The organism is Coprococcus sp. OM04-5BH (genome assembly GCF_003482105.1).
Classification (GTDB): Bacteria; Bacillota; Clostridia; order Lachnospirales; family Lachnospiraceae; genus Coprococcus.
Genome location: NZ_QULM01000003.1, coordinates 197,619 through 221,036, shown reverse-complemented (window position 1 = coordinate 221,036; position 23,418 = coordinate 197,619). Strand labels below are relative to the sequence as shown.

Below are 23,418 nucleotides of genomic sequence, written 5' to 3'. Positions count from 1 at the left end.
GCTGTTCAAGCCTCTATTATCTCCAGCTTACTTTGCTGAGATATAGCCCTTTGCCTTAAGAAGCTCTGCACAGAGAACTGCTCCGCCGGCAGCACCTCTTACGGTGTTGTGGGAAAGTCCTACGAACTTCCAGTCGTATACGGAGTCCTCTCTGAGACGTCCTACGCTTATTCCCATTCCGTTCTCGTAATTTACATCAAGGCTTACCTGCGGACGATTGTCCTCCTCAAGGTACTGGATGAACTGCTTTGGTGCACTTGGAAGGTTAAGCTCCTGAGGTGCTCCCTTAAAGCTTGTCATAGCCTCGATAAGCTGTTCCTTTGTTGGGTTCTTCTTAAACTTGACAAATACTGTAGCTGTGTGACCATTTAATACAGGAACTCTGATACACTGGCTTGTGATTGTTATTCCTTCTGCAGGTACGATAACTCCGTTTTCCTTGTCAACCTTACCCCAGATACGAAGTGGCTCCTTCTCGGACTTTTCTTCCTCACCACCAATGTATGGGATTATATTTCCAAGCATCTCCGGCCAGTCCTTAAAGGTCTTACCTGCACCAGAAATTGCCTGATATGTGCTTACGATAACCTCGTATGGTTCAAACTCCATCCATGCTGTAAGAACAGGAGCATAGCTCTGGATAGAACAGTTAGGCTTTACTGCAACGAAACCTCTCTTGGTTCCAAGTCTCTTCTTCTGGAACTCAATAACCTCTGCATGATCTGCATTGATCTCAGGTACCATCATAGGTACATCAGGTGTCCATCTGTGAGCTGAGTTGTTTGAAACTACAGGTGTCTCTGTCTTGGCATATGCCTCCTCAATAGCCTTTATCTCATCCTTTGTCATATCAACTGCTGAAAATACGAAATCTACAGTTGAAGCAACCTTCTCAACTTCGTTTACATTATATACTACAAGGTTCTTAACTGCCTCAGGCATCGGAGTATCCATCTTCCATCTGTCGCCAACAGCCTCTGCATATGTCTTGCCTGCACTTCTTGGGCTGGCAGCAACTGTTACAACCTCAAACCAAGGGTGGTTCTCAAGTAATGAAATGAATCTCTGTCCTACCATACCTGTAGCACCAAGAATACCTACTCTTAACTTATTGCTCATTATTTTATCTCCTTTTATTTAACATCAACCCCTCTAAAATATACTTATGACAAATGGCTGACGTTACATACCATGTTTTCATAAAAATCCCGCGCAAAAATCATTCCGTGCAGAATATTTTATTGTTTTTTACTTTATTACACGAACCTTAACAACACCGTCAATAGCCTCGAGTGCTGCAACATCCTCTGCTGTCGGTGCTGCGTCGGAATCAAGGATTGAATATGCATAATCGCCTCTTGCCTGGCTGATCATTCCTGATACATTTCCACCCTTCTTTGAGAACACACTTGTGAACTGGGTGAGCATGTTAGGAATGTTCTTATGGCATATGGTGATACGGGCAACATCTGTACATACACCCATATTTACATTCGGATAATTTACTGAGTTCTTGATATTACCATTGTCTATGAAATCCTTGATCTCCTTGCATGCCATGATCGCACAGTTGTCTTCTGACTCTTCTGTTGAAGCACCAAGATGTGGTAATGCTACTACATTCTTGAAGCCTGCGATCTTTGGATTTGGGAAGTCTGTCATGTACTTTGCTACCTTGCCCGACTCAATGGCAGCCTTAATGTCATCCTCATTTACAAGGACATCTCTTGCGAAGTTAAGGATCTTAACTCCGTCCTTCATAAGGGCAAATGCGCCTGCATTGATCATTCCCTTTGTGCTGTCAAGGGCAGGTACATGAACTGTGATATAATCACACTCTTTGTATATATCTTCAACATTTGTAATATGCTTAACGTACTTTGAAAGTCCCCATGCTGCGTCTACCGAAACATATGGATCGTATCCGTATACTTCCATACCAAGCCTTACTGCGATATTCGCAACCTTGGCACCGATAGCTCCGAGACCGATAACACCAAGCTTCTTGCCTGAAATCTCATTTCCTGCATAGTTCTTCTTCTGCTTCTCTACCTTCTTGGCAATGTCAGGATCTGCAGCGTTCTCCATAACCCAGTTGTAACCGCCTACAAGATCTCTTGAAGCCATAAGGAGTGCCGCAACAACAAGCTCCTTAACACCATTTGCATTTGCACCCGGAGTATTGAATACAACGATACCCTTCTCGGCACACTTATCAAGTGGGATATTGTTGACACCTGCACCTGCTCTTGCTACCGCAAGGAGCTTATCTGAAAGCTCAAGGTCATGCATTGAAGCAGATCTTACAAGAACTGCTTCTGCGTCAGCATAGTTATCCGTAATTTCATATGTATCCGGTAATAATTCCATACCGCAGGCTGCGATAGGGTTTAAACAATTTACTTTAACTGCCATATTACTTATTCTCCTCTTCAAACTTCTTCATAAACTCAACCAGCTTCTCTACACCCTCCATAGGCATTGCATTGTAGATAGAAGCTCTCATACCACCTACAGTTCTGTGTCCCTTAAGATTTACAAAACCTGCAGCAGTTGCTTCCTTAACGAACTTGGCGTCAAGATCTGCGTCTCCTGTTACGAAAGGTACATTCATAAGTGAACGGTCTTCCTTAACTACAGTTCCCTTAAAGAGTTCTGAGCTGTCAAGGAAATCATAAAGTATAGCAGCCTTCTTCTCGTTACGTTCCTTCATTGCCTCAAGTCCGCCTAATGACTTAACCCACTTGAATACCTTGCCACAGATATAGATACCGTAGCATGGAGGTGTGTTGTAAAGTGAATCATTGTCTGCCTGAGTCTTATACTTTAACATAGTTGGTGTAAATGGCATTACGTCATCTCTGATAAGGTCTTCGCGGATGATGGCAACAACCACACCTGCAGGACCTACGTTCTTCTGTACACCGAAGTAGATCATACCGTAATCCTCAACATTTACAGGCTGTGAAAGAATATCTGAGCTCATGTCTGCCACAAGGATCTTACCCTTTGTATTAGGCAGCTTGTGATATGTTGTACCGTATATTGTATTATTATGACAAATGTATACATAATCAGCGTCCTCATCAATAGGAAGATCTGAGCAATCAGGAATGTATGAGAAGGTCTTGTCTGCAGATGAAGCAACTGCATTTGCCTTTCCGTACTTCTTAGCTTCCTCATATGCCTTCTTAGCCCACTGACCTGTGATAATGTAGTCAGCCACACCGTTCTTCATAAGGTTCATTGGTACTGCTGCGAACTGCTGTGAAGCACCGCCCTGTAAGAACAACACCTTATAGTTGTCCGGAATGTTCATAAGGTCACGAAGATCAGCCTCAGCTTCTTTGATGATATTATCAAATGCCTTTGATCTGTGGCTCATTTCCATAACACTCATACCAGTTCCCTGATAGTCAAGCATTTCTGCTGCTGCTTCCTTAAGCACTGCCTCAGGTAACATTGATGGACCTGCTGAAAAATTATAAACTCTTGCCATTTTTTCTCTCCTCTTTTCCTAGAATAACGATCCCCGGGGAACCCCGCCCCCGGAAATCTGATCAGTTTTTGAAACTTAGTTACTGTTTTACTATAAATTTACATTTTTTTCAACTTATAAATGAATTTATCTGACTTTTTTCAACAAATAGTATAGAAAAATCTGATTAATTGTATGTAAATATAATTCCGATTATTCATTACTCAATATCTGATGAATCAAAGCATGTATCTATAGCAGCTCCCGGAGCAACCATAGGCCATACCTTGTCATCCTCATGGATCTGGGCGTCGATAACCACCGGTCTTCCTGCTGAAAGTGCAGTCTTCATGGCAGCTTCAAACTCCTCTACGGTTGTTGCCTTTATGCCAATTGCACCAAGACCTTCCGCAACCTTAACGAAATCCACGCCATCATTAAGCACTGTATTCGAGTATCTGTGGTCATAGAAAAGCGTCTGCCACTGTCTTACCATACCGAGCACATGGTTGTTAAGTACCACCTGGATGATCGGAACATTGTATCTTGCCGCTGTGGCAATCTCGTTCATGTTCATTCTGAAGCATCCGTCTCCGGCAATATTTATAACCACCTTGTCAGGTCTTCCGTACTTGGCACCGATACATGCACCGACACCGTATCCCATGGTTCCCAGACCACCGGAGGTAAGTAATGTTCTTGGCTCACTGAATACATAGTTCTGAGCTGCCCACATCTGGTGCTGTCCTACGTCAGTAGTGATTATAGCCTTGCCCTCTGTAAGCTCATATATCTTTCTTATGGCAACAGGTCCTGTTAGAACATCCATGTTGTATGGATCAGGATATTTCTCCTTAAGTGCCTCTATCTCTGCCATCCAGTTCTTATTTGACTGGGCTGCAAGTCTTGCATTAAGGATTTTCAGGATCTCTCTGGCATCGCCTATGATACTGGCATTTGTAGGTATATTCTTGTCTATCTCCGCTGCATCGATATCAATGTGGATGATCTTGGCATTTGGAACAAACTTAGCTGCATTTCCCACAACTCTGTCAGAAAATCTCGCACCGATAACAATAAGAAGATCTGCTCTGTTGACACCAAGGTTTGAAGCCTTTGTACCGTGCATACCAAGCATACCCGTATATCTCTCTGAATTGCCGTTAAATGCTCCCTTGCCCATAAGTGTATCACATACAGGAGCGTCAACCTTCTCTACAAATTCAGCAAGCTCCTCTGAAGCACCTGAAAGAGTAACACCACCACCCACAAGGATGTATGGTCTTCTTGAAACCTTGATCATCTCAAGAACCTTCTCAACGCTCTCGGACTTAATGGTATCTGTAACAGGAGATATCTCCTCAGGAACAACCGGCTCATAATCCGTCTCTGCAGCCGTAACATCCTTTGTGATATCCACAAGCACAGGACCCGGTCTGCCTGACTTGGCAATCTTAAATGCTCTTCTTATGGTTGGAGCAAGCTCTTCAACTGACTTAACAATGAAGCTGTGCTTTGTGATAGGCATTACAACACCGGCGATGTCTATCTCCTGGAAGCTGTCCTTACCTAACATGTTCACACCAACATTTGCAGTGATGGCTACGATAGGAATTGAATCCATATAAGCTGTAGCAATACCTGTTACAAGGTTTGTGGCACCGGGACCCGATGTGGCCATACATACGCCAACCTTACCTGTTGCTCTTGCATATCCGTCTGCGGCATGGGCTGCACCCTGCTCGTGGGATGTAAGGACATGATTTATCTCATCCTGATGTTTGTACAGTGCGTCATACACGTTAAGGATGGTTCCTCCCGGATAACCAAATACCGTATCAACACCCTGCTCTTTTAAACACTCTATTACAATCTCAGAACCTGTTAATTTTGACATGTTAATTTCCTTTCTACTACTTTTATCCTAATAAATACTACTTTGTAGGAACCTCAAGAACGGCACCTCTGTTACCTGATGTAACCATGCTTGCGTATCTTGCAAGGTAACCTGTTGTAACCTTAGGCTGTCTTGGTTTCCATGCTGCACGTCTTGCCTCAAGAACCTCATCAGGAACATCAAGAGTAAGTGTAGTATTGTTTATATCTATCTTAATGATATCTCCCTCTTCTACAAGAGCTATAGGTCCGCCTACGGCAGCCTCAGGGCTTACATGTCCAATGGAAGCACCACGGCTGGCACCTGAGAAACGTCCGTCCGTAATAAGGGCAACTGATGAGCCGAGTCCCATACCTGCAATAGCAGATGTTGGGTTAAGCATTTCTCTCATACCAGGGCCACCCTTAGGTCCCTCATATCTTATAACTACCACGTCACCAGGAACGATCTTGCCGCCCTTGATGGCTGCGATAGCATCTTCTTCACATTCAAATACTCTTGCAGGTCCTTCATGAACAAGCATTTCAGGAACAACTGCCGAACGCTTGACAACTGAACCATCCGGTGCAAGATTTCCCTTAAGTACTGCAAGTCCGCCAGTCTTACTGTATGGATTATCAAGCGGTCTGATAACCTCAGGATTTCTGTTTACATGACCTTCTACAGCCTCGCCGATGGTCTTTCCTGTAACTGTCATGCAATCCTCATGTATAAGTCCTGCCTCTTTAAGCTCATTTATAACTGCGTATACACCGCCTGCCTCATAGAGGTCTTCCATATATGTAGGGCCTGCAGGTGCAAGGTGGCAGATGTTAGGCGTCTTGGCACTGATCTCATTTGCAAATGCTATATCAAAGTCGAATCCGATTTCATGGGCAATAGCAGGGATATGGAGCATTGAGTTTGTTGAACATCCAAGGGCCATATCTACTGTAAGGGCATTTAATATTGCGTCCTTTGTGATGATATCTCTTGGACGGATGTTCTTTCTGTACATCTCCATAACTGCCATACCTGCATGCTTTGCAAGCTTTATTCTCTCAGAGTATACGGCAGGGATCGTGCCATTTCCAGGAAGACCCATACCAAGTGCCTCTGTAAGGCAGTTCATTGAATTCGCTGTGTACATACCTGAACATGATCCACATGTAGGACAGGTCTTGCACTCGTACTCGTATACGTCATCCTCATTCATTGTTCCGGCTGCATATGAACCCACAGCCTCGAACATGCTTGAAAGACTTGTCTTATGTCCCTTAACGTGACCTGCAAGCATTGGACCGCCTGATACAAATACTGTAGGAACATTTACTCTTGCTGCTGCCATAAGAAGTCCGGGAACATTCTTATCACAGTTAGGGATCATAACCAATGCATCAAACTGATGTGCGATAGCCATGGCCTCTGTTGAGTCTGCGATCAGATCTCTTGTTACCAGTGAATACTTCATTCCGATATGACCCATGGCAATACCGTCACACACTGCGATAGCAGGGAACATAACTGGTGTACCGCCTGCCATTGCAACTCCCAGCTTTACTGCCTGGGCGATCTTATCAAGATTCATATGTCCGGGTACTATCTCATTATATGAACAGACAATACCAACTAATGGTTTTTCAAGCTCTTCCTTTGTCATGCCGAGGGCATTGAAAAGGGAACGATGTGGTGCCTGCTGCATTCCTGTTTTTACATTATCACTTTTCATTTCTATACTTCCTTTCCTATTGAACATCAGCCCATAATAAATCGCCTGCGGCGAGTGCTAACACTACATGTCAAGTTTTCATAGAAAACTTGACACAATTCCTTCGCAATTGCTGTTATATGGGGCTCATATACTTTCTGATTTTTTATAAAATATTTTACAAAATACGCTCACTATATCAATATGCCAGCCGTGGAACGCTCCCGCTCTATTCGCCCTACAGCGGTACTAAGGCTCGAAATATCTCGCCAAGTACCGGTGGGCTCATATGTCCACTTGTGGCATATGATACCGTTCGCTCATATTTTGAAATTATATAATAGTGTATATGATCAGTTCCACATTCACATATAATGTATAAGTCCAGACGATAGTGAATTTTTCGTTATGAGGTTTGACCTTGCTACCAGCATAAAGCCCATGTTTGAGGAAAAATCATTATGAGTAAAGCGAGTGATGATTTTTCCGAGTTTGGGCGACTGCTGGTTAATAAGCTGGTCGAACCGAGTAGTAAAATTCACGTGTATGGCTATACATTTATATGTGAATGTGGAAATATACATTTTGTTTCAAAATTTCCAAGTACCTATTTAATTCTCTCTGAAATAAGATCACCCATCTCGGAGCAGCTTACAAGAGTTGTTCCTTCTGAATGAATATCTATAGTTCTATAGCCGTCTTTAAGTACCTGCTTTACTGCTGCCTCAATGGCGTCAGCCTCTTTATCAAGGTCAAATGTATATCTGAGCATCATAGCTGCCGAAAGGATGGTGGCGATAGGATTTGCCTTGTCCATGCCTGCTATGTCAGGGGCTGATCCGCCTGATGGTTCATACATTCCGAATTTTGTCTCATTAAGAGACGCTGACGACAACATTCCGATAGATCCTGAGATCATAGAAGCCTCGTCTGAAAGGATATCTCCGAACATATTCTCTGTAAGTACTACATCAAACTGTGCAGGATCCTTTACAAGCTGCATTGCACAGTTGTCAACCAGCATGTGCTCGAGTGTTACCTCAGGATAATCGGCTGCCACTTCATTTACAACCTTTCTCCAGAGTCTTGATGAATCAAGGACATTTGCCTTGTCTACAGAAGTAACTTTCTTTCTTCTCTTCATGGCAATGTCGAATGCCTTGATGGCAATTCTTCTGATCTCGTTCTCATTGTATGTAAGGGTATCAACGGCTGTCATTACGCCATCAACCTCTTCTGTCTTTCTCTCGCCGAAATAAAGTCCGCCTGTAAGCTCTCTCATCATCATCATGTCGAAGCCACGCTCTGCTATCTCAGCTCTCAGTGGGCAGGCATCCTTTAACTCATCATAGAGATTTGCAGGACGAAGATTGGCAAATAATCCAAGTTCTTTTCTTATCTTAAGAAGTCCTGCTTCCGGTCTTAAGTTAGGTGGAAGCTTATACCATGGGGATGTTGATGTGTTGCCGCCTATTGAGCCAAGAAGAACTGCGTCCTTTGACTTTGCTATGGCAACTGCCTCATCTGTAAGAGGCACTCCTGTTGCGTCTATTGAGCATCCACCCATGAGGATCTCCTCATAGTCGAATTCATGCCCGTATATCTTTCCTACCGTATCGAGAACCTTCATAGCCTCTGTGACTACCTCAGGTCCTATTCCGTCACCTTTAATAACCGCAAGATTGCATTTCATTACTGTATTCCTCCATTTTCAATCTCCGTAGAGTTTTATCCATCCGCTATCATTAAGTAATGACAGGCTCCCTTTACGAGAACCTGTCACGCCTTGATCTTTACTTATATTGCAGATATTAATTGGTAAACATATCTTTTCTGTGTCCAAAATATATGATATTTGCAATCAGAAGACCAACTGAGATAAGTATACCGATAATACTTCCTGCGAGATAACTTGATGTATCAACAAGCCAGCTGTATTTGCTAAGCTCTGAATATGCTGCAATGCAGTATATAAGAGATGCACCTATTGAAATTCCACATGTAATGTAATAGAACATAGGGCCATCATGCTTAAAGCCTGCCAGCTTCTGTCTTGCAATTATAGCAACGACCGCCGCAGCGAGCATGAGGATACCGGTGATGGTTGACACCGTCTTCATGCTTGGAAACCATGCATATATTGTTTCTCTCTCAGACGCATTTCCATATACTGACCCTGTTATATATTTTATACCATTAACAAGCCCTGTCAATGCAGACAAAAATAACTGCACATAGATTATGAATTTATACCACTTCATCCCAAGTCCGTTTGATGAAACTGTGCTCGGATTGGTATATATAGGCTGATTATATGGCTGGTTGTAATTCTGTCCGCCGTAATTTGGCTGTCCATACTGGTTGCCATAGTTCTGTCCGTCATAATTCGGCTGTCCATACTGGTTGCCATAGTTCTGTCCGTCATAATTCGGCTGTCCATACTGGTCGCCGTAGTTCTGTCCGTCATTATTCGGCTGTCCATACTGGTTGCCGTAGTTCTGTCCACCAAATGTCTGGTTATCGTAGCCCTGGGTTGTGGCATTCTGACTTGGATCATATCCGTTATAATTGTTGTCGTTTTTAAGATTCATACTTTCCTCCTTCTAAACTTCCTGATATCAGCCAGGAAACATCTTTAATCTATTTTCCCACATCACCTCTAACGTGCCGGTAATGTGTAAAAATCTCCTTAATTCTTACTGTTGATGTAATTTATAAGACCCTCGCTCTTAATAATCTCCTGCATGAACGGCGGGAACGCCTGACCCTTGTACTGGGTTCCCTTTGTTACGTCGTAGATTATACCGCTGTCAAAGTCTATCTCTACCTCGTCTCCTGCCTCAATGGCTTCTGCCGCCTCAGGACACTCAATGATAGGAAGTCCTATATTGATAGAATTTCTATAGAATATTCTTGCAAATGTCTCTGCTATAACACAGCTTATCCCTGAAGCCTTGATGGCTATAGGTGCATGCTCTCTTGATGAGCCGCAACCGAAGTTCTTTCTTGCCACCATGATATCTCCCGGCTTAACACGCTTTACGAAATCCTTGTCGATATCCTCCATGCAGCTCTTCGCAAGCTCTGCAGGATCAGAAGAATTCAGATATCTTGCAGGAATGATAACGTCTGTATCTACATTGTCTCCATACTTATGTACTGTTCCATGTGCCTTCATATCAATTCTCCTTTCTATAATCCAAGCTCTGCCGGGCTGCTGATCTTACCTGTGATAGCTGAAGCTGCTGCAACAGCAGGGCTGGCAAGGTATACCTCTGAATCAACATGTCCCATACGTCCAACAAAGTTACGGTTTGTGGTGGATACTGCTCTCTCTCCGGCAGCCATAACACCCATATGCCCTCCAAGACACGGACCACATGTAGGAGTTGAAACCACTGCACCTGCCTCAACAAATATTGTCATAAGGCCTTCCTTGATACACTGGAGATAAACTGCCTGAGTACCAGGAATAACGATAACTCTCACTCCGTCTGCGACCTTTCTGCCCTTGATTATCTCAGCAGCGATACGCATATCTGAGATACGTCCATTTGTACATGAACCGATGACAACCTGGTCTATCTTGATGTCCCCAACCTCATCAATAGTCTTTGTATTCTCAGGAAGGTGTGGGAAAGCAACTGTTGGCTTAAGTGTACTTAAATCAATAGTGTACTCCTCATCATATTCTGCATCGGCGTCAGCCTCATACTTTGTATATGGCTTATCTGAATGTTCCTTAATATACTCCTCAGTAAGCTCGTCTACAGGGAAGATGCCGTTCTTAGCACCTGCTTCGATAGCCATATTGGCAATGGTAAATCTGTCATCCATGGTAAGGTTCTTGATACCGTCACCAACAAACTCCATTGACTTATAAAGTGCTCCGTCCACACCGATCATGCCGATGATGTGAAGGATAACGTCCTTGCCGCTTATGTAAGGTGCCTTCTCGCCAACAATGTTAAACTTAATTGCTGATGGTACCTTGAACCATGCCTTTCCTGTAACCATACCGGCTGCCATATCTGTACTTCCAACGCCTGTTGAAAATGCTCCGAGAGCACCATATGTACATGTATGTGAATCAGCACCTATACAGGTCTCACCTGCAACTATAAGTCCTTTTTCCGGAAGCAATGCATGCTCTATTCCCATCGAACCAACGTCAAAGAAATTCTTGATCTCATTCGCTGCAGAGAACTGTCTTACACACTTACAGTGCTCAGCACTCTTAATATCTTTATTAGGCGTGAAATGATCCATTACAAGAGCTATCTTAGTCTTGTCAAATACTTCCTTCTTATTAAACTTCTCCATCTCATGAATGGCAACAGGTGTTGTAACATCATTACCAAGCACCAGATCCAAATCAGCCTCAATCAACTGTCCTGCCTGGACTGAATCAAGTCCTGCATGCGCAGCCAATATCTTCTGAGTCATTGTCATACCCATTAGATTTTCCTCCTTATTGTGTTTAAATTATCAACTGTGTTGATTTTATCATATGGCATGATATAATTGTAATACATAATAGTAATAATTATTATGATTTATAGTTATACCCAGGAGGTATTTTCCATGATAGATAATCTCAACAATTATATTATATTCCATACGGTAGCCAAGTGTGGCAATATCAGCCGTGCAGCCAAGGAGCTGTTCATCAGCCAGCCCGCCATAAGTAAATCAATTCTTAAGCTTGAAGCTGAGCTTGGCACCACGCTCTTCCATCGAAATTCAAGAGGAGTATCACTCACAGAGCAAGGACACCTTTTATACGAATACGTTGAACGCGCCCTGGACAACCTGGATCAGGGGGAGGAGAATGTAAGGAAATACTCCGAAACAGGCATGGGACACATAAGGATCGGAGTGAGCACCTCTCTGTGCAGATATGTGCTTATCGACTACCTTAAGGATTTCATCAAGGAAAATCCCAACATAAGGATAAGTATAGACTGCCACTCCACCATAAATACTATAAGTCTGTTAAAAAATGACTCCATTGACATCGGACTTATCTGCAACACCGATCTGCCAAAGGGACTTAACTACCATCCGGTCAAGGAAATTCATGATATCTTCGTGGCAAATTATGACTATATAGACAGCTTCCTTTCATCCCATAATGATGAGAGCGCCAATACTCCGGTGGAGAATATGCTGATGGGAAGCATCGGTGCATTTTTAGGTGTTCCAGGCCAATCCACCATGCAGGCTCCGGCACAAGACTCCATGTCCAAAATCCGCACCATTGATGATGCAGCGAATATCCCTGTACTAAAGACTCCTTTTAACATGGATGGTGCCGATACCTTAAGTCTTCTTGAGGAGTCCAATCTCCTTGTGCTTGAAGATGGCAACGTCACCAGACAGCATGTGGACAGATACATGATGGAACACAAAATAAAGGCGAGCCAGCTCCTTGAGATAAACAACATGGACCTCCTTGTAGACTTCGCTTCCATCGGCATGGGCGTTGCCAGCGTAGTAAGGGAGTTCGCACTGGACGCCCTTAATGAAGGCAAGATAATAGAACTTCCCCTGCCCGCCGAAATAGAAAAAAGAACAGTAGGCTTCTCCTTCCACAGCGGGAAGAAAATGTCTACTGCTCTTGTTAAGTTTCTTGAGTATTGTAAAGCACAGGAATAAAATTCACTTTCCTAATTCTCCCTGCTGCCATCTATAGCTCTTAAAATATACTCCTTATCCGTTTCGATGATATGACCTTTAAAGTTATGTATGTACTCAACGATACCGTCTATTTTTATCACCGGGTATAAAAGCTCCTCCCTATGTTCTACGGTAAGTTTCCTGTTACATAATAGCAACACCGCATTGACCGGTATGAATTTTTTTAACAGTATCTCCTCCAGATGCAGCTTTTCCGCCAGTATCTGGCTTGTAGGTGATTTCACCTGCCTGATCTTTTCGCCCTTCTTTATAGTCCATTGATCCGAACTGCTTATAAGCAGCTTCGCCACAGTCTCCTTGCCGTCCGTCATCCCAAACGCCTTTGTTTCAACACAAAATACACCATTATCGCCAATTACAATATGGTCATATTCATGCACCTTCTTATTCCACTTAAGTCTAGGTCCGTTTATCACCTTGTAACCCAAAGGTATTAGTTTACTGAGTTCAGCCCTTGCCAATTTCTCGCCTAAATTTCCAACCTCCTTTCGTATGTAGTTCTGCTCTTCTGTCTCCCTGTTTACAAGCTTGGCAGCCCTGGTCTCATACTCCGGTCTGTTTTCCACACCTGTCACCCCGATGGATATAAGATATTTTCTAAATTCTTCCTTTTTAGCACTGTTAATATTGTGATTAGACACCACCAGACGATAGAATATCCCCTTTAAATCTCCCTTTTCTCTTGGCAGATAATCCTGATACACTATCTTTCCATAGCTTCTTCGTACATATCCGCCACCATAATTTTTTAGAAAATAAAAGAAATTATCAAATTCCAATTCTGAAAATTGCGTTTGCATTTTTCTTTTTTCCTTTTCAAAATCTTCTCTTGAAATCCACCTGTATTTTCTAAGGCTATTTTTCGAAAATCCCTTATACTTTCCCGTCCTTATGGAATAACATATAAACATTGCAATTCCAAAAGCAACAGCTACAATCATTCCTCCTATAACCCAATATTTCTCAAATCCCATAAAATCCCCCAATCTTTAAAATCCGGCTTTACTTCCCCGCCTTTAACTTCGTATTGTAATACACCGACTTCTTCTCAAGCTCACTGTTAAGCTTGTCATAACCATATCTTTCAAGCAGAGTCGGTGTCTCGGAAAACAGATTAACCCCAAGTCCCAGTCTGTCCCCCTCTATCTCTGCTCCTATTGCCGCAAGAGTGGTCGGGTACATGTCGAAGACTGTAAACTGTCTGTCATAATCAAGGGTGTAAGTCTCACCTGAATTTATAACGACCACATAAGTCTTTCTGTCATACCGGTCAGATACATTCTTTTCCCTTATATACCGCTTCTCCATGGTAGGATGATCCCCGGAGAGGATTATGGTGGTATTCTCATAGAAATCCTGTTCCTTCACCCATTCTATAAAACTCTCAAGCTGGCTTGACTCACAGGAAAGTACATTCTCATACTGTATATCAGAATCATCCGGGCACAGCCTGCATTTGTAACCATCAGGAAAATGTGTATCCATTGTGGCTATAAACAGATTAAAGGGCTGTCTGCTATCCCCTATCTTACTAAGCTCATCCCTGGCAAATTGAAACAGCTTCTCATCCTCATATCCCCAGTTCTCAAAATAATCCGAAGGAACCAATCCGTTCTTCACTGCATAATGCATGTCCTGCATTTCATAGCTGCCATGCTGCCTATAGTATTCGCTCATATCCGCATAATACATGTAAGAGCCTGCAATATACACCTGTTTGTATCCGTAGCTGTTAAGTATGTCACCAATACTTACGATTCCCGGCATATATCTGTCCGTGCTTCCATAGTCCTTAAGGGGAACACCTGAGGTCTGAGCCACCTGGCTTGCGGCTGTCCAGGCTGTATTTGCCGGGGTATATGCTCCATTTAACATATTATGCTCAGCAGTAAAGTTCACATTGTCCTTATCAAGCTGCAACGCAGTAAGCTCAGGTATCACATCCCTGTCAAGGGCACCTCCGTACTGCCCCAAGGAAAATGTATCCTCCATGGACTCTATGGATATATATATGAGATTTCTCTTTCCCTCCGGAAATGTTATCTTCACGTCATCAGGATCCACATACTCATCCTCAAATAATGTCGTCTCAGTTATCTGACCCTTGATAAGTGTAAGCAGTCCAACCTCATCCTCGGAATATTGCATACATACTATAAACGCCGATATCACCGCCATAATGTATACAGAATAGAACCATCTTCTGCCCCGGTTCCTGAACACCCTGAACAGAACCACCGAACCCACAACAGTTACAACTATCAGGATTATGCTCTTGGCAATTATAGAATAAAACGGCTCCATATTCGCCCCGTCGCCTCCCTGGGTTATGGAGAATATGGTTCCGTATAAATCTCTTGTTCCCAGATGACTCACAAGCCATCCCGATACAAGTGCACACAGCAGCGATACTGTCAGAAAAACCACTAAAAATATCTTACCTAAAATCTTAAAAACTCTATTCATATCACTTTAATTTCTCATCATAATATACCGACTTCTTCTCAAGCTCACTGTTAAGCTTATCAAGTCCCATCTCCTCCACCAATGTAGGAACGTCCGAATATAAATTCACACCTAAGCCCAATCTGTCTCCCTCTATCTTTACTCCCATAGCAGCAAGGGTTGTGGGATACATGTCAAACAATGAGTATTTTCTGGTATGGTCTATGTCATACCTGCAAGTCGAATTAATTATAGTAGTATATACCTTTCTTTCATATTTATCCGGAACACCCTTCTGGTTAATATACTTCTGATCCATCGTAAGATGATCACCACATAATACTATAACCGTATCATCATAGCAATCCTGCTTGCGAAGCCACTCCACAAAAACATACACCTGGGAATCCGAACACATTATAGAGTTCTCATATTGTATATCTGAAGTGTCACCACACAGTCTGCACTTATAGCCGTCAGGAAAATGTGTGTCCATTGTGGCAATAGATACTGCAAATGGTTCACCTTTCTCCTGTAATCTCGTTATTTCATCCTTTGCAAGATCAAATACCTTTTCATCCTCAACTCCCCAATTAACGTAATACCCCTCAGGTATGAGACTGTTTCCCTTCATATACTTATAGTCTCTTATGGAATAGCTGCCATGCTCGGCAAAATACTGTTCAAGCTCACCATATGACGCAGAACAACCACCTATGTATTCAAGAGAATAGCCATTGTCCTTAAGTATATCCCCAATGCTTGTAACCCCCGGAAGAAAGCTATCTGCCTTAGTATAATCCTTTAACGGTACACCACAAGTCTGAGCCACCTGACTTGCGGCAGTCCAATCCGTTCCCGTGGTCACATAAGCTCCGTTAAGAACATCGTCAACGGAAAATTCTTCATTTTCCATGGCAAGCTCAGTAAGCTTAGGAATAAGGTTTTCATCCATTGCACCACCATCAGCTCTGTCAGCATATGTCCGCTCCATGGACTCAAGGTATATGTATACAAGATTTTTCTTATCCCCATCCTCAGGAAATTCTACTTTATCTGCCTCATACGCCACATAATTTTTCTCATAAAGCTGTGTCTTTACGTAATGCCCCTTCACATAGTCGAATATTCCAAGCTTAACACCCGAATAGCATATTCCACAGCAAAGGATCGCACCGGCAACAGCAATATAAATATTCCTGTACAACCTGCCATGTGCAGATTTTCTGCTAACCCGGAATATTATCACCGACACCACCACTATCACCACCACAGCAATGATATTGAAGATTATCAAATTATAAAATGGTTGAAGATTAGCTCCGTCAAGCCTGTTTGATATGGAGAATAATATATTGTCAAACCTGCTCTGCCCTATGTTGTTTATCTCCCACCTGGTGGTGACCATCAGACATACCCCTGCCATTAATATTATACAAACAAGTACATTAAGTATTATCCTTCCGATCTTTCTTGCCATAAATCAGTCCCGCTTTCTTGCCATAAATCAATCTACTTTCTCATCATAGATCAATCCTTTTTTATCATAGATCAATCCTTTTTTATCATAGATTGATTCCGCTTTCTCGACACAATGACATATGCCAATACCATGAGTACACCAATACAGCTTAATATTCCACCAAGAACAAGGCCATAGGTTCTGTACGTAATATGTATATCATGTTCTCCGGCACTTATCCTTACGCCAAGCATTGCACCGCCAACCTTAACTATCTCAGCCTGCTTTCCGTCCACATATACCTTAAAGCCTTTGAAATACGGTACAGACATATAGAGGATACCATCCTCTGCGGCATTTACAGAGCCTTTTATATCCCTATCTTCAAATGAGTCGATCTTTAATACTGACTCCCCTATCCTCTCATAATATCTGCCGACCACATCCTCATTAAGAGAATAAAGTTTTATAGTTGCCACACCATATCCAAGAGCCGTAGAGTTATTGGCAACAGTTATACGGACTCTCTGGCCCACCTGAAGATTTCCTATGTGGGCTATTCCTGCCGGGCTTGGATAAAGATTTATCCCTGCCTGCTCACCATCTATCTCAACGCTGTAAGTTACGGAATTGATCTCATCACTTATGTATGCATACAGATCGGTAGCTTCTCTTACTACAAACTCCACATTTATCATGGACTTTGAATCAGGATCAAGTCCCAGGTTCTGATACCATATGGAGTCTCTCTTCTTAAGATACCTCGGAAGACCCAGATCATTGATTCTCTTTTTCTTTCCGAGAGCCACGCACAGGTAGGTCGAGGTCTGGAGATTGCCAGGCTCATACTCGTCAAACGCCTTACCAATACCCATGACCTTATCTGTAAGCTCATTCTGGATATCTATAGGTGTTACACCTATCCTTCCCCCTTCATCATAAACATTGCTTACATCCCAGTCCAGTACAGACTCAGGCATGACCATTCCGGGAGCGATATCCCCCTCATTTACCATAATGTAGCTGTCACCTGCAGTTCCTGCCACACCGTAACCTCCAAAACCCAGCAGATTATCCGTAAGCACATATCTCATGTTAAACAGTGGCGCAGAAATCGGTGTTGTGCCAAAGTAAGCATAAACACCACCATTCTTCTGGTATGTCATTCCAAGTCCTTTATAGAGCTTTAACACATCGGAATTTATTACTGATGAGAATATACTTCCGTCTGAGCAACAAGCTGTATTTGTATTGCCCATCCATGAAGTCTTCCTCTCACCCGGCATTGTCTCTATACTGTCATACAAGGGCTTCCAGCCCTCATAATTTATCTTCTTGAGATTTGAGTAGGAATAATTCTCCTCTCCTGAAATTATGGCATTGACAAATAACTCCGCAATGCCAAGCACCAGTAGATTCACCGTAAGGCTTATCTTCTTGATACTCTTTTTCTTAAACAGCACTATGCATATAACATAGTACACACCTATCAACGCAGTTGCCATAAGGCAGCCTGCACTGTTTAACTGGTCACCGCATATAAGTGCCAGTGCATACATTACCGCAAACACTGCAAATGCTGCACCGATCCACCTGTATCTCATATCCTCAAGTCCGTCTATTCCCTCAAGGGCTGTTATAAGCAGGAACATTATAAGGATAAACATGAAACGGCTGAGATAGCTGTGAGGAACAGTAAAGCCCTGGAGCACATAGGCTGTTGTCATCCAGTTAAAGGCAACAGATATAATCATAAGCTCCACTATCCTCTTTATCTTATGATGTCTCTCAGGCTTTGGATTAAAGGCGAACATAACCGCAAGCACCACAGTAAAGATACCGCAGTAATTGTTATTTACAAAGAATGTATCTCCGTTAGGGTTCATCCATGCAGCAAAGAAAAATCCCTGGAAGAACTCTCCTATATTGCCGAAATATCCATATCCGAAGCTGTTAAGCGTATACCAGCTCGTATCCACATCCCTGTTTAATATGCTGAGATAACATGGCACAAGCACCACTGCGGCACAAAGTGCAGCCACAACCGAAGCACATACGAACTTCAAAAATTTCTTAAAGAAATCCTTCGCCCCATCATAGTGCTGGTCTATGAAATAGATCACTGCGAATATACACACATACCAGGCAAAATAAAAATTAGTGATCAATGTAAGAAGCAGGGAGACAAAATATAACCTGTAATCTCTCCTGTCAACCATATATTCTATGCCAAGCAATACCAGCGGAGTGAGCATAAGGCTTATAAGCCATATGAAATTATACTGATATGCCAGTATATAGCCGCACATTGCATAGGCTGAAGCAAACAGCAGACTCATCATGTCTCTTCCTGTTGTAAGCTTGTTATATCTTGTATGTCTGAAGAAATACAAAGCCGTAACACCACATCCGCCTATCTGCACAAGGAATATCACCAGTGCCCCAAGCTCCACATGGGATGTACCAAACAGGAACATCAGCAGATTAAACGGACTGGCAAGATAATAAAAAAATGTAGCATAATAGTCATAGCCCAATCCTCCGTGCCAGTCAAACTGCAGAGAACTTCCATTCTTAAATCTCTCCACCATATAACTTAAGAAAGGTACATACTGGCTGTCCGCATCGCCTATTAAAATAGTATTCCCCCCGAAAGGATAGCAATTAGTAAGAAACATATGGGCAAGCATGGTAAGCACCGGAATTGCAAATGCCACGAAATACAACCATATACATCTTTTCTTTTTATTCTCTGTCATACAAATCTCCCTACATATCTTCAAAGCGCATGACACCGGTCAAGCATCATGCGCTCTGTATAGTTTTAATATTTATATTACTCTTACTTGAAGTAAGCCACACCACTCTCAAATATCTTCTGATCCTGGTTGCCGTAGATATTCACAGCAACAGCCTCACCGATACGCTCTGAGTGACCCATCTTACCAAGGACACGTCCGTCAGGACTTGTGATACCTTCGATAGCATAGTAAGAACCATTTACATTGTAGTACTCATCCATTGTTGGATTTCCGTTTAAGTCTACATACTGGGTAGCCACCTGGCCATTTGCAAATAACTTCTCGCACCATTCCTTGCTGGCAACGAATCTACCCTCACCATGTGAGATAGGAATAGAATAAACTCCGCCAAGCTCAGCCTGGGCAAGCCATGGGCTCTTGTTTGTAACAACCTTTGTGTATGCGATCTTGGACTGGTGACGTCCAATGCTGTTCATTGTAAGTGTTGGTGATGTCTCACTCTGTGGTCTGATCTCACCGTATGGTACAAGACCAAGCTTGATAAGTGCCTGGAAGCCATTACAGATACCAAGGGCAAGTCCGTCTCTCTCATTAAGGAGCTTCATAACCTCCTCTGAGATCTTGGCATTTCTGAAAGCTGTGGCAATGAACTTACCTGATCCGTCAGGCTCATCACCTGCTGAGAAACCACCCGGGAACATTATGATCTGTGAATCGCTTATTGCCTTGGCAAATGCGTCTACTGAATCTCTTATTCCCTGAGCTGTCATATTCCTGAATACTACTGTCTGAACCTCAGCTCCTGCTCTCTCAAATGCCTTAGCTGAATCATACTCACAGTTGGTACCAGGGAATACAGGGATGAATACCTTTGGCTTAGCAACCTTGTTCTTTGATGTATATACGGTCTTTGCGTCAAAGAGACCTGTGTTGATCTCTGTCTGAGGAACCTTGCTCTTTGTTGGGAATACCTTCTCAAGCTTTGTTGTCCATGCCTTGATGGCTTCCTCAACAGTTACTGTCACATCACCGTATGTGAAGGCCGCACTGTCATTTACAGTACCGATCTTCTTAACTGTAACTCCAAGCTTGTCAACATTCTCAGGCTTAACCTCAAGGATGATAGAACCGTAATCCTTGGAAACAAGCTTCCTCTTTGTTACACCGTCATCTATTGCAACACCGAATTTATTACCGAATGCCATCTTTGATACAGCCTCAATGAGACCACCAAAGCCTATTACATAAGCAGCCTCGATCTTATCCTCTGTAATTGCCTTATGGAGCTTGTCATACTTATCAAGGACATCAGCATATACAGGAATGTCATTCTCATCCTTATCAACATCAAGTCTTACAAGGACATCGCCTGCTGCCTTAAGCTCAGGTGTAACAACATGCTTGTAGCTTGATACGTCAACTGCAAATGAACAAAGTGTAGGAGGAACATCTATGTCATTAAATGTACCTGACATACTGTCCTTACCACCTATTGACGGAAGTCCGAGACCGATCTGGACATCATATGCACCAAGAAGTGCTGCCAGTGGCTGACCCCATCTGTATGGATCTGTTCCAAGTCTCTTAAAGTACTCCTGGAAGGTAAGTCTTATCTTTGAAACATCTCCGCCTGCTGCCGCGATCTTGGCAACTGATGTAAGCACTGCGTATACTGAACCATGGTATGGGCTCCAGCTTGAAAGATATGGATCAAGGCCGTAGCTCATCATAGTGATAGTATCTGTCTTACCCTTAAGTACAGGAAGCTTAGCTATCATTGTCTGGGTTGGTGTAAGCTGATACTTACCACCGTATGGCATTGTTACTGTTGAAGCACCGATGGAGCTGTCGAACATCTCCACAAGTCCCTTCTGTGAACATACATTAAGGTCTGACAGTGTATCAAGCCATGCCTTCTTAACATCAGCAGGCTCCTTAACCTCATCAAAGTAGTTATCTGCCTTGCTTGGAACATTAACCTTAACTGTTGTCTCCTGATGAGCACCGTTGGTGTCAAGGAATGCTCTCTTTATATTAACGATCTCCTTGCCTCTCCACTTAAGGACAAGTCTAGGATCCTCTGTTACTACCGCAACAACTACAGCCTCAAGGTTCTCCTCTTCTGCATACCCAAGCATTTTGTCCACATCGGCAGGATCTACTACTATAGCCATACGCTCCTGGGACTCTGAGATAGCAAGCTCTGTTCCGTCAAGACCTGCATATTTCTTAGGAACCTTGTCAAGGTCTACTGTAAGACCGTCTGCCAGCTCTCCGATGGCAACAGATACACCGCCGGCACCGAAGTCGTTACATTTCTTTATAAGTGAAGAAACCTCTTCTCTTCTGAAGAGTCTCTGTATCTTTCTCTCTGTAGGAGGATTACCCTTCTGAACCTCTGCACCACAGCTCTCAAGGGAGTGTGAATCATGAGCCTTTGATGAACCTGTAGCTCCGCCACAGCCATCACGTCCTGTACGTCCGCCTAAAAGGATTATCATGTCCCCGGGATCTGATGTAAGTCTCTTAACCGCACGTCTTGGAGCAGCACCCATGACAGCACCGATCTCCATTCTCTTGGCAACATAATTCGGATGATATATTTCATTTACAAGTCCTGTTGCAAGTCCGATCTGGTTACCGTATGAGCTGTAACCATGGGCAGCTGTGGTAACAATCTTTCTCTGTGGAAGCTTGTTAGGAAGTGTCTCCTTAAGGGACTTTGTAGGATCTGCAGCACCTGTAACTCTCATGGCCTGGTATACATAGCCTCTTCCTGAAAGCGGATCACGGATAGCACCGCCTAAGCATGTGGCAGCACCACCGAACGGCTCTATCTCTGTAGGATGGTTGTGGGTCTCGTTCTTGAAGAATACCAGCCACTCCTCAGTAACACCGTCAACCTCCACAGGAACTACTATCGAACATGCATTTATCTCATCTGATACTTCCATGTCATCAAGCTTTCCTGCTGCCTTAAGCTGCTTCATACCCATAAGGGCTATATCCATAAGACATACGAACTTGTCGTCTCTGTCCTTGTACATCTCCTTCATCTCAGCACGATATGCGTCAAATGTCTTCTCAAGAAGCTCCTTGTAATCTCCATCGTCAAAGGTTACATCTGTAAGCTCTGTGGAGAAGGTGGTATGACGGCAGTGATCTGACCAGTATGTGTCAAGGACTCTGATCTCAGTCATGGAAGGATCTCTCTTCTCGTCATTCTTAAAATAATTCTGGATGTGAAGGAAATCCTTGAATGTCATGGCAAGACCAAGTGACTCATAAAGCTCCTTAAGCTTGTCCTCAGGCATATCTTTAAATCCGTCAAATATGATAACATCCGCAGGCTCATCATACTCAGTAACAAGAGTCTCTGGGATCTCAAGACCACAGGCTCTTGAGTCGACAGGATTGATACAATATTCCATAACGCTCTTAAACTGCTCATCTGTAACATTTCCTGAAAGAATATATGTAGTTGCAGTCTTTATGATAGGATCCTCATCCTCATTAAGAAGTTTTACACACTGCTCCGCAGAATCTGCTCTCTGATCGAACTGTCCCGGAAGCGCTTCTACAGAGAACACCTTATCTGTGTCCTGCATTGGAAGCTCATCGCCCTCATAGACCATATCTACAGGTGGCTCAGAAAATACGGTATTGATTGCTTTTCTGTATGTCTCATCTGAAAGATTCTCAACATCATAACGGACAAGTACTCTTACATATTCAGCATCAATGTTAAGATAGTTCTTGATCTCGTCATGGAGTTCCTTAGCCTTAACTGCGTAGTCCGGCTTTTTTTCAACGTAAACTCTTCTTACCTTACTCATGGTAGACCTCCGTAATGTAAATTAATTTTCAACAGTTGGAGCAGCAACCATTTAAAATTGTGGGTGCTGCGGCGTAACGATGTCACAGACATCATTACAATAAATAAAAGTGCTGTTATCATGCACATACATACATAATAATAGCACTTTT

The 23,418-nt window shown here is 43.0% G+C and carries 15 protein-coding genes; 1 reads left to right on the top strand and 14 read right to left on the bottom strand.

Annotated features, from left to right (window positions below):
* Positions 1–27: 27 nt before the first annotated feature.
* From asd to leuC, 9 genes are all read right to left on the bottom strand, one after another.
* On the bottom strand, positions 28–1,119 hold the full coding sequence (gene asd, locus DXB54_RS08190; protein WP_118694852.1) for an aspartate-semialdehyde dehydrogenase: 1,092 nt from the start codon (positions 1,117–1,119) through the stop codon (positions 28–30).
* A 129-nt stretch (positions 1,120–1,248) separates the two neighbouring features.
* Entirely contained in the window at positions 1,249–2,415 is a 1,167-nt protein-coding gene (locus DXB54_RS08185; protein ID WP_118694851.1) for a phosphoglycerate dehydrogenase, read from the bottom strand.
* 1 nt (position 2,416) lies between these two features.
* A complete protein-coding gene (gene serC, locus DXB54_RS08180) occupies positions 2,417–3,499 on the bottom strand; it encodes a 3-phosphoserine/phosphohydroxythreonine transaminase (RefSeq protein ID WP_118694850.1) in 1,083 nt (360 codons plus the stop codon).
* A 199-nt stretch (positions 3,500–3,698) separates the two neighbouring features.
* Positions 3,699–5,375, bottom strand: a complete 1,677-nt coding sequence (ilvB, locus tag DXB54_RS08175; RefSeq protein WP_118694849.1) for a biosynthetic-type acetolactate synthase large subunit — start codon at positions 5,373–5,375, stop codon at positions 3,699–3,701.
* Between the two features lie 37 nt (positions 5,376–5,412).
* Entirely contained in the window at positions 5,413–7,083 is a 1,671-nt protein-coding gene (gene ilvD, locus DXB54_RS08170; protein ID WP_118694848.1) for a dihydroxy-acid dehydratase, read from the bottom strand.
* 586 nt (positions 7,084–7,669) lie between these two features.
* Positions 7,670–8,755, bottom strand: a complete 1,086-nt coding sequence (leuB, locus tag DXB54_RS08160) for a 3-isopropylmalate dehydrogenase (RefSeq protein WP_021939294.1) — start codon at positions 8,753–8,755, stop codon at positions 7,670–7,672.
* A gap of 118 nt (positions 8,756–8,873) precedes the next feature.
* Complete coding sequence (locus DXB54_RS08155; RefSeq protein WP_118694846.1) at positions 8,874–9,653, bottom strand: hypothetical protein; 780 nt, start codon at positions 9,651–9,653, stop codon at positions 8,874–8,876.
* Between the two features lie 98 nt (positions 9,654–9,751).
* Positions 9,752–10,240 carry a 3-isopropylmalate dehydratase small subunit gene (gene leuD, locus DXB54_RS08150; protein ID WP_118694845.1) on the bottom strand — a complete coding sequence of 163 codons (489 nt, stop codon included), beginning with the start codon at positions 10,238–10,240 and terminating at the stop codon, positions 9,752–9,754.
* Positions 10,241–10,254: 14 nt separating this feature from the next.
* Positions 10,255–11,520 (bottom strand): 3-isopropylmalate dehydratase large subunit, encoded by a 1,266-nt coding sequence (leuC, locus tag DXB54_RS08145; RefSeq protein WP_118694844.1) that lies wholly within the window; start codon positions 11,518–11,520, stop codon positions 10,255–10,257.
* A gap of 126 nt (positions 11,521–11,646) precedes the next feature.
* On the opposite strand from leuC, the gene DXB54_RS08140 reads away from it, so the two are divergent.
* A complete protein-coding gene (locus tag DXB54_RS08140) occupies positions 11,647–12,720 on the top strand; it encodes a LysR family transcriptional regulator (RefSeq protein ID WP_118694843.1) in 1,074 nt (357 codons plus the stop codon).
* Positions 12,721–12,731: 11 nt separating this feature from the next.
* Here the strand turns inward: DXB54_RS08140 and DXB54_RS08135 are convergent, their stop codons facing one another.
* The 5 genes from DXB54_RS08135 to DXB54_RS08115 form a co-directional block, all read right to left on the bottom strand.
* The gene (locus tag DXB54_RS08135; RefSeq protein ID WP_118694842.1) at positions 12,732–13,736 is read right to left on the bottom strand and encodes a nuclease-related domain-containing protein; all 1,005 of its coding nucleotides are present in this window, start codon (positions 13,734–13,736) and stop codon (positions 12,732–12,734) included.
* Between the two features lie 28 nt (positions 13,737–13,764).
* Positions 13,765–15,228, bottom strand: a complete 1,464-nt coding sequence (locus DXB54_RS08130) for an LTA synthase family protein (RefSeq protein WP_118694841.1) — start codon at positions 15,226–15,228, stop codon at positions 13,765–13,767.
* Position 15,229: 1 nt separating this feature from the next.
* Complete coding sequence (locus tag DXB54_RS08125) at positions 15,230–16,687, bottom strand: LTA synthase family protein (RefSeq protein WP_118694840.1); 1,458 nt, start codon at positions 16,685–16,687, stop codon at positions 15,230–15,232.
* A gap of 71 nt (positions 16,688–16,758) precedes the next feature.
* Positions 16,759–19,428, bottom strand: coding sequence for a YfhO family protein (locus DXB54_RS08120; RefSeq protein WP_118694839.1), 2,670 nt, complete (start codon positions 19,426–19,428; stop codon positions 16,759–16,761).
* An 83-nt stretch (positions 19,429–19,511) separates the two neighbouring features.
* Positions 19,512–23,267 (bottom strand): phosphoribosylformylglycinamidine synthase, encoded by a 3,756-nt coding sequence (locus DXB54_RS08115; protein WP_118694838.1) that lies wholly within the window; start codon positions 23,265–23,267, stop codon positions 19,512–19,514.
* Between the last annotated feature and the right edge of the window lie 151 nt (positions 23,268–23,418).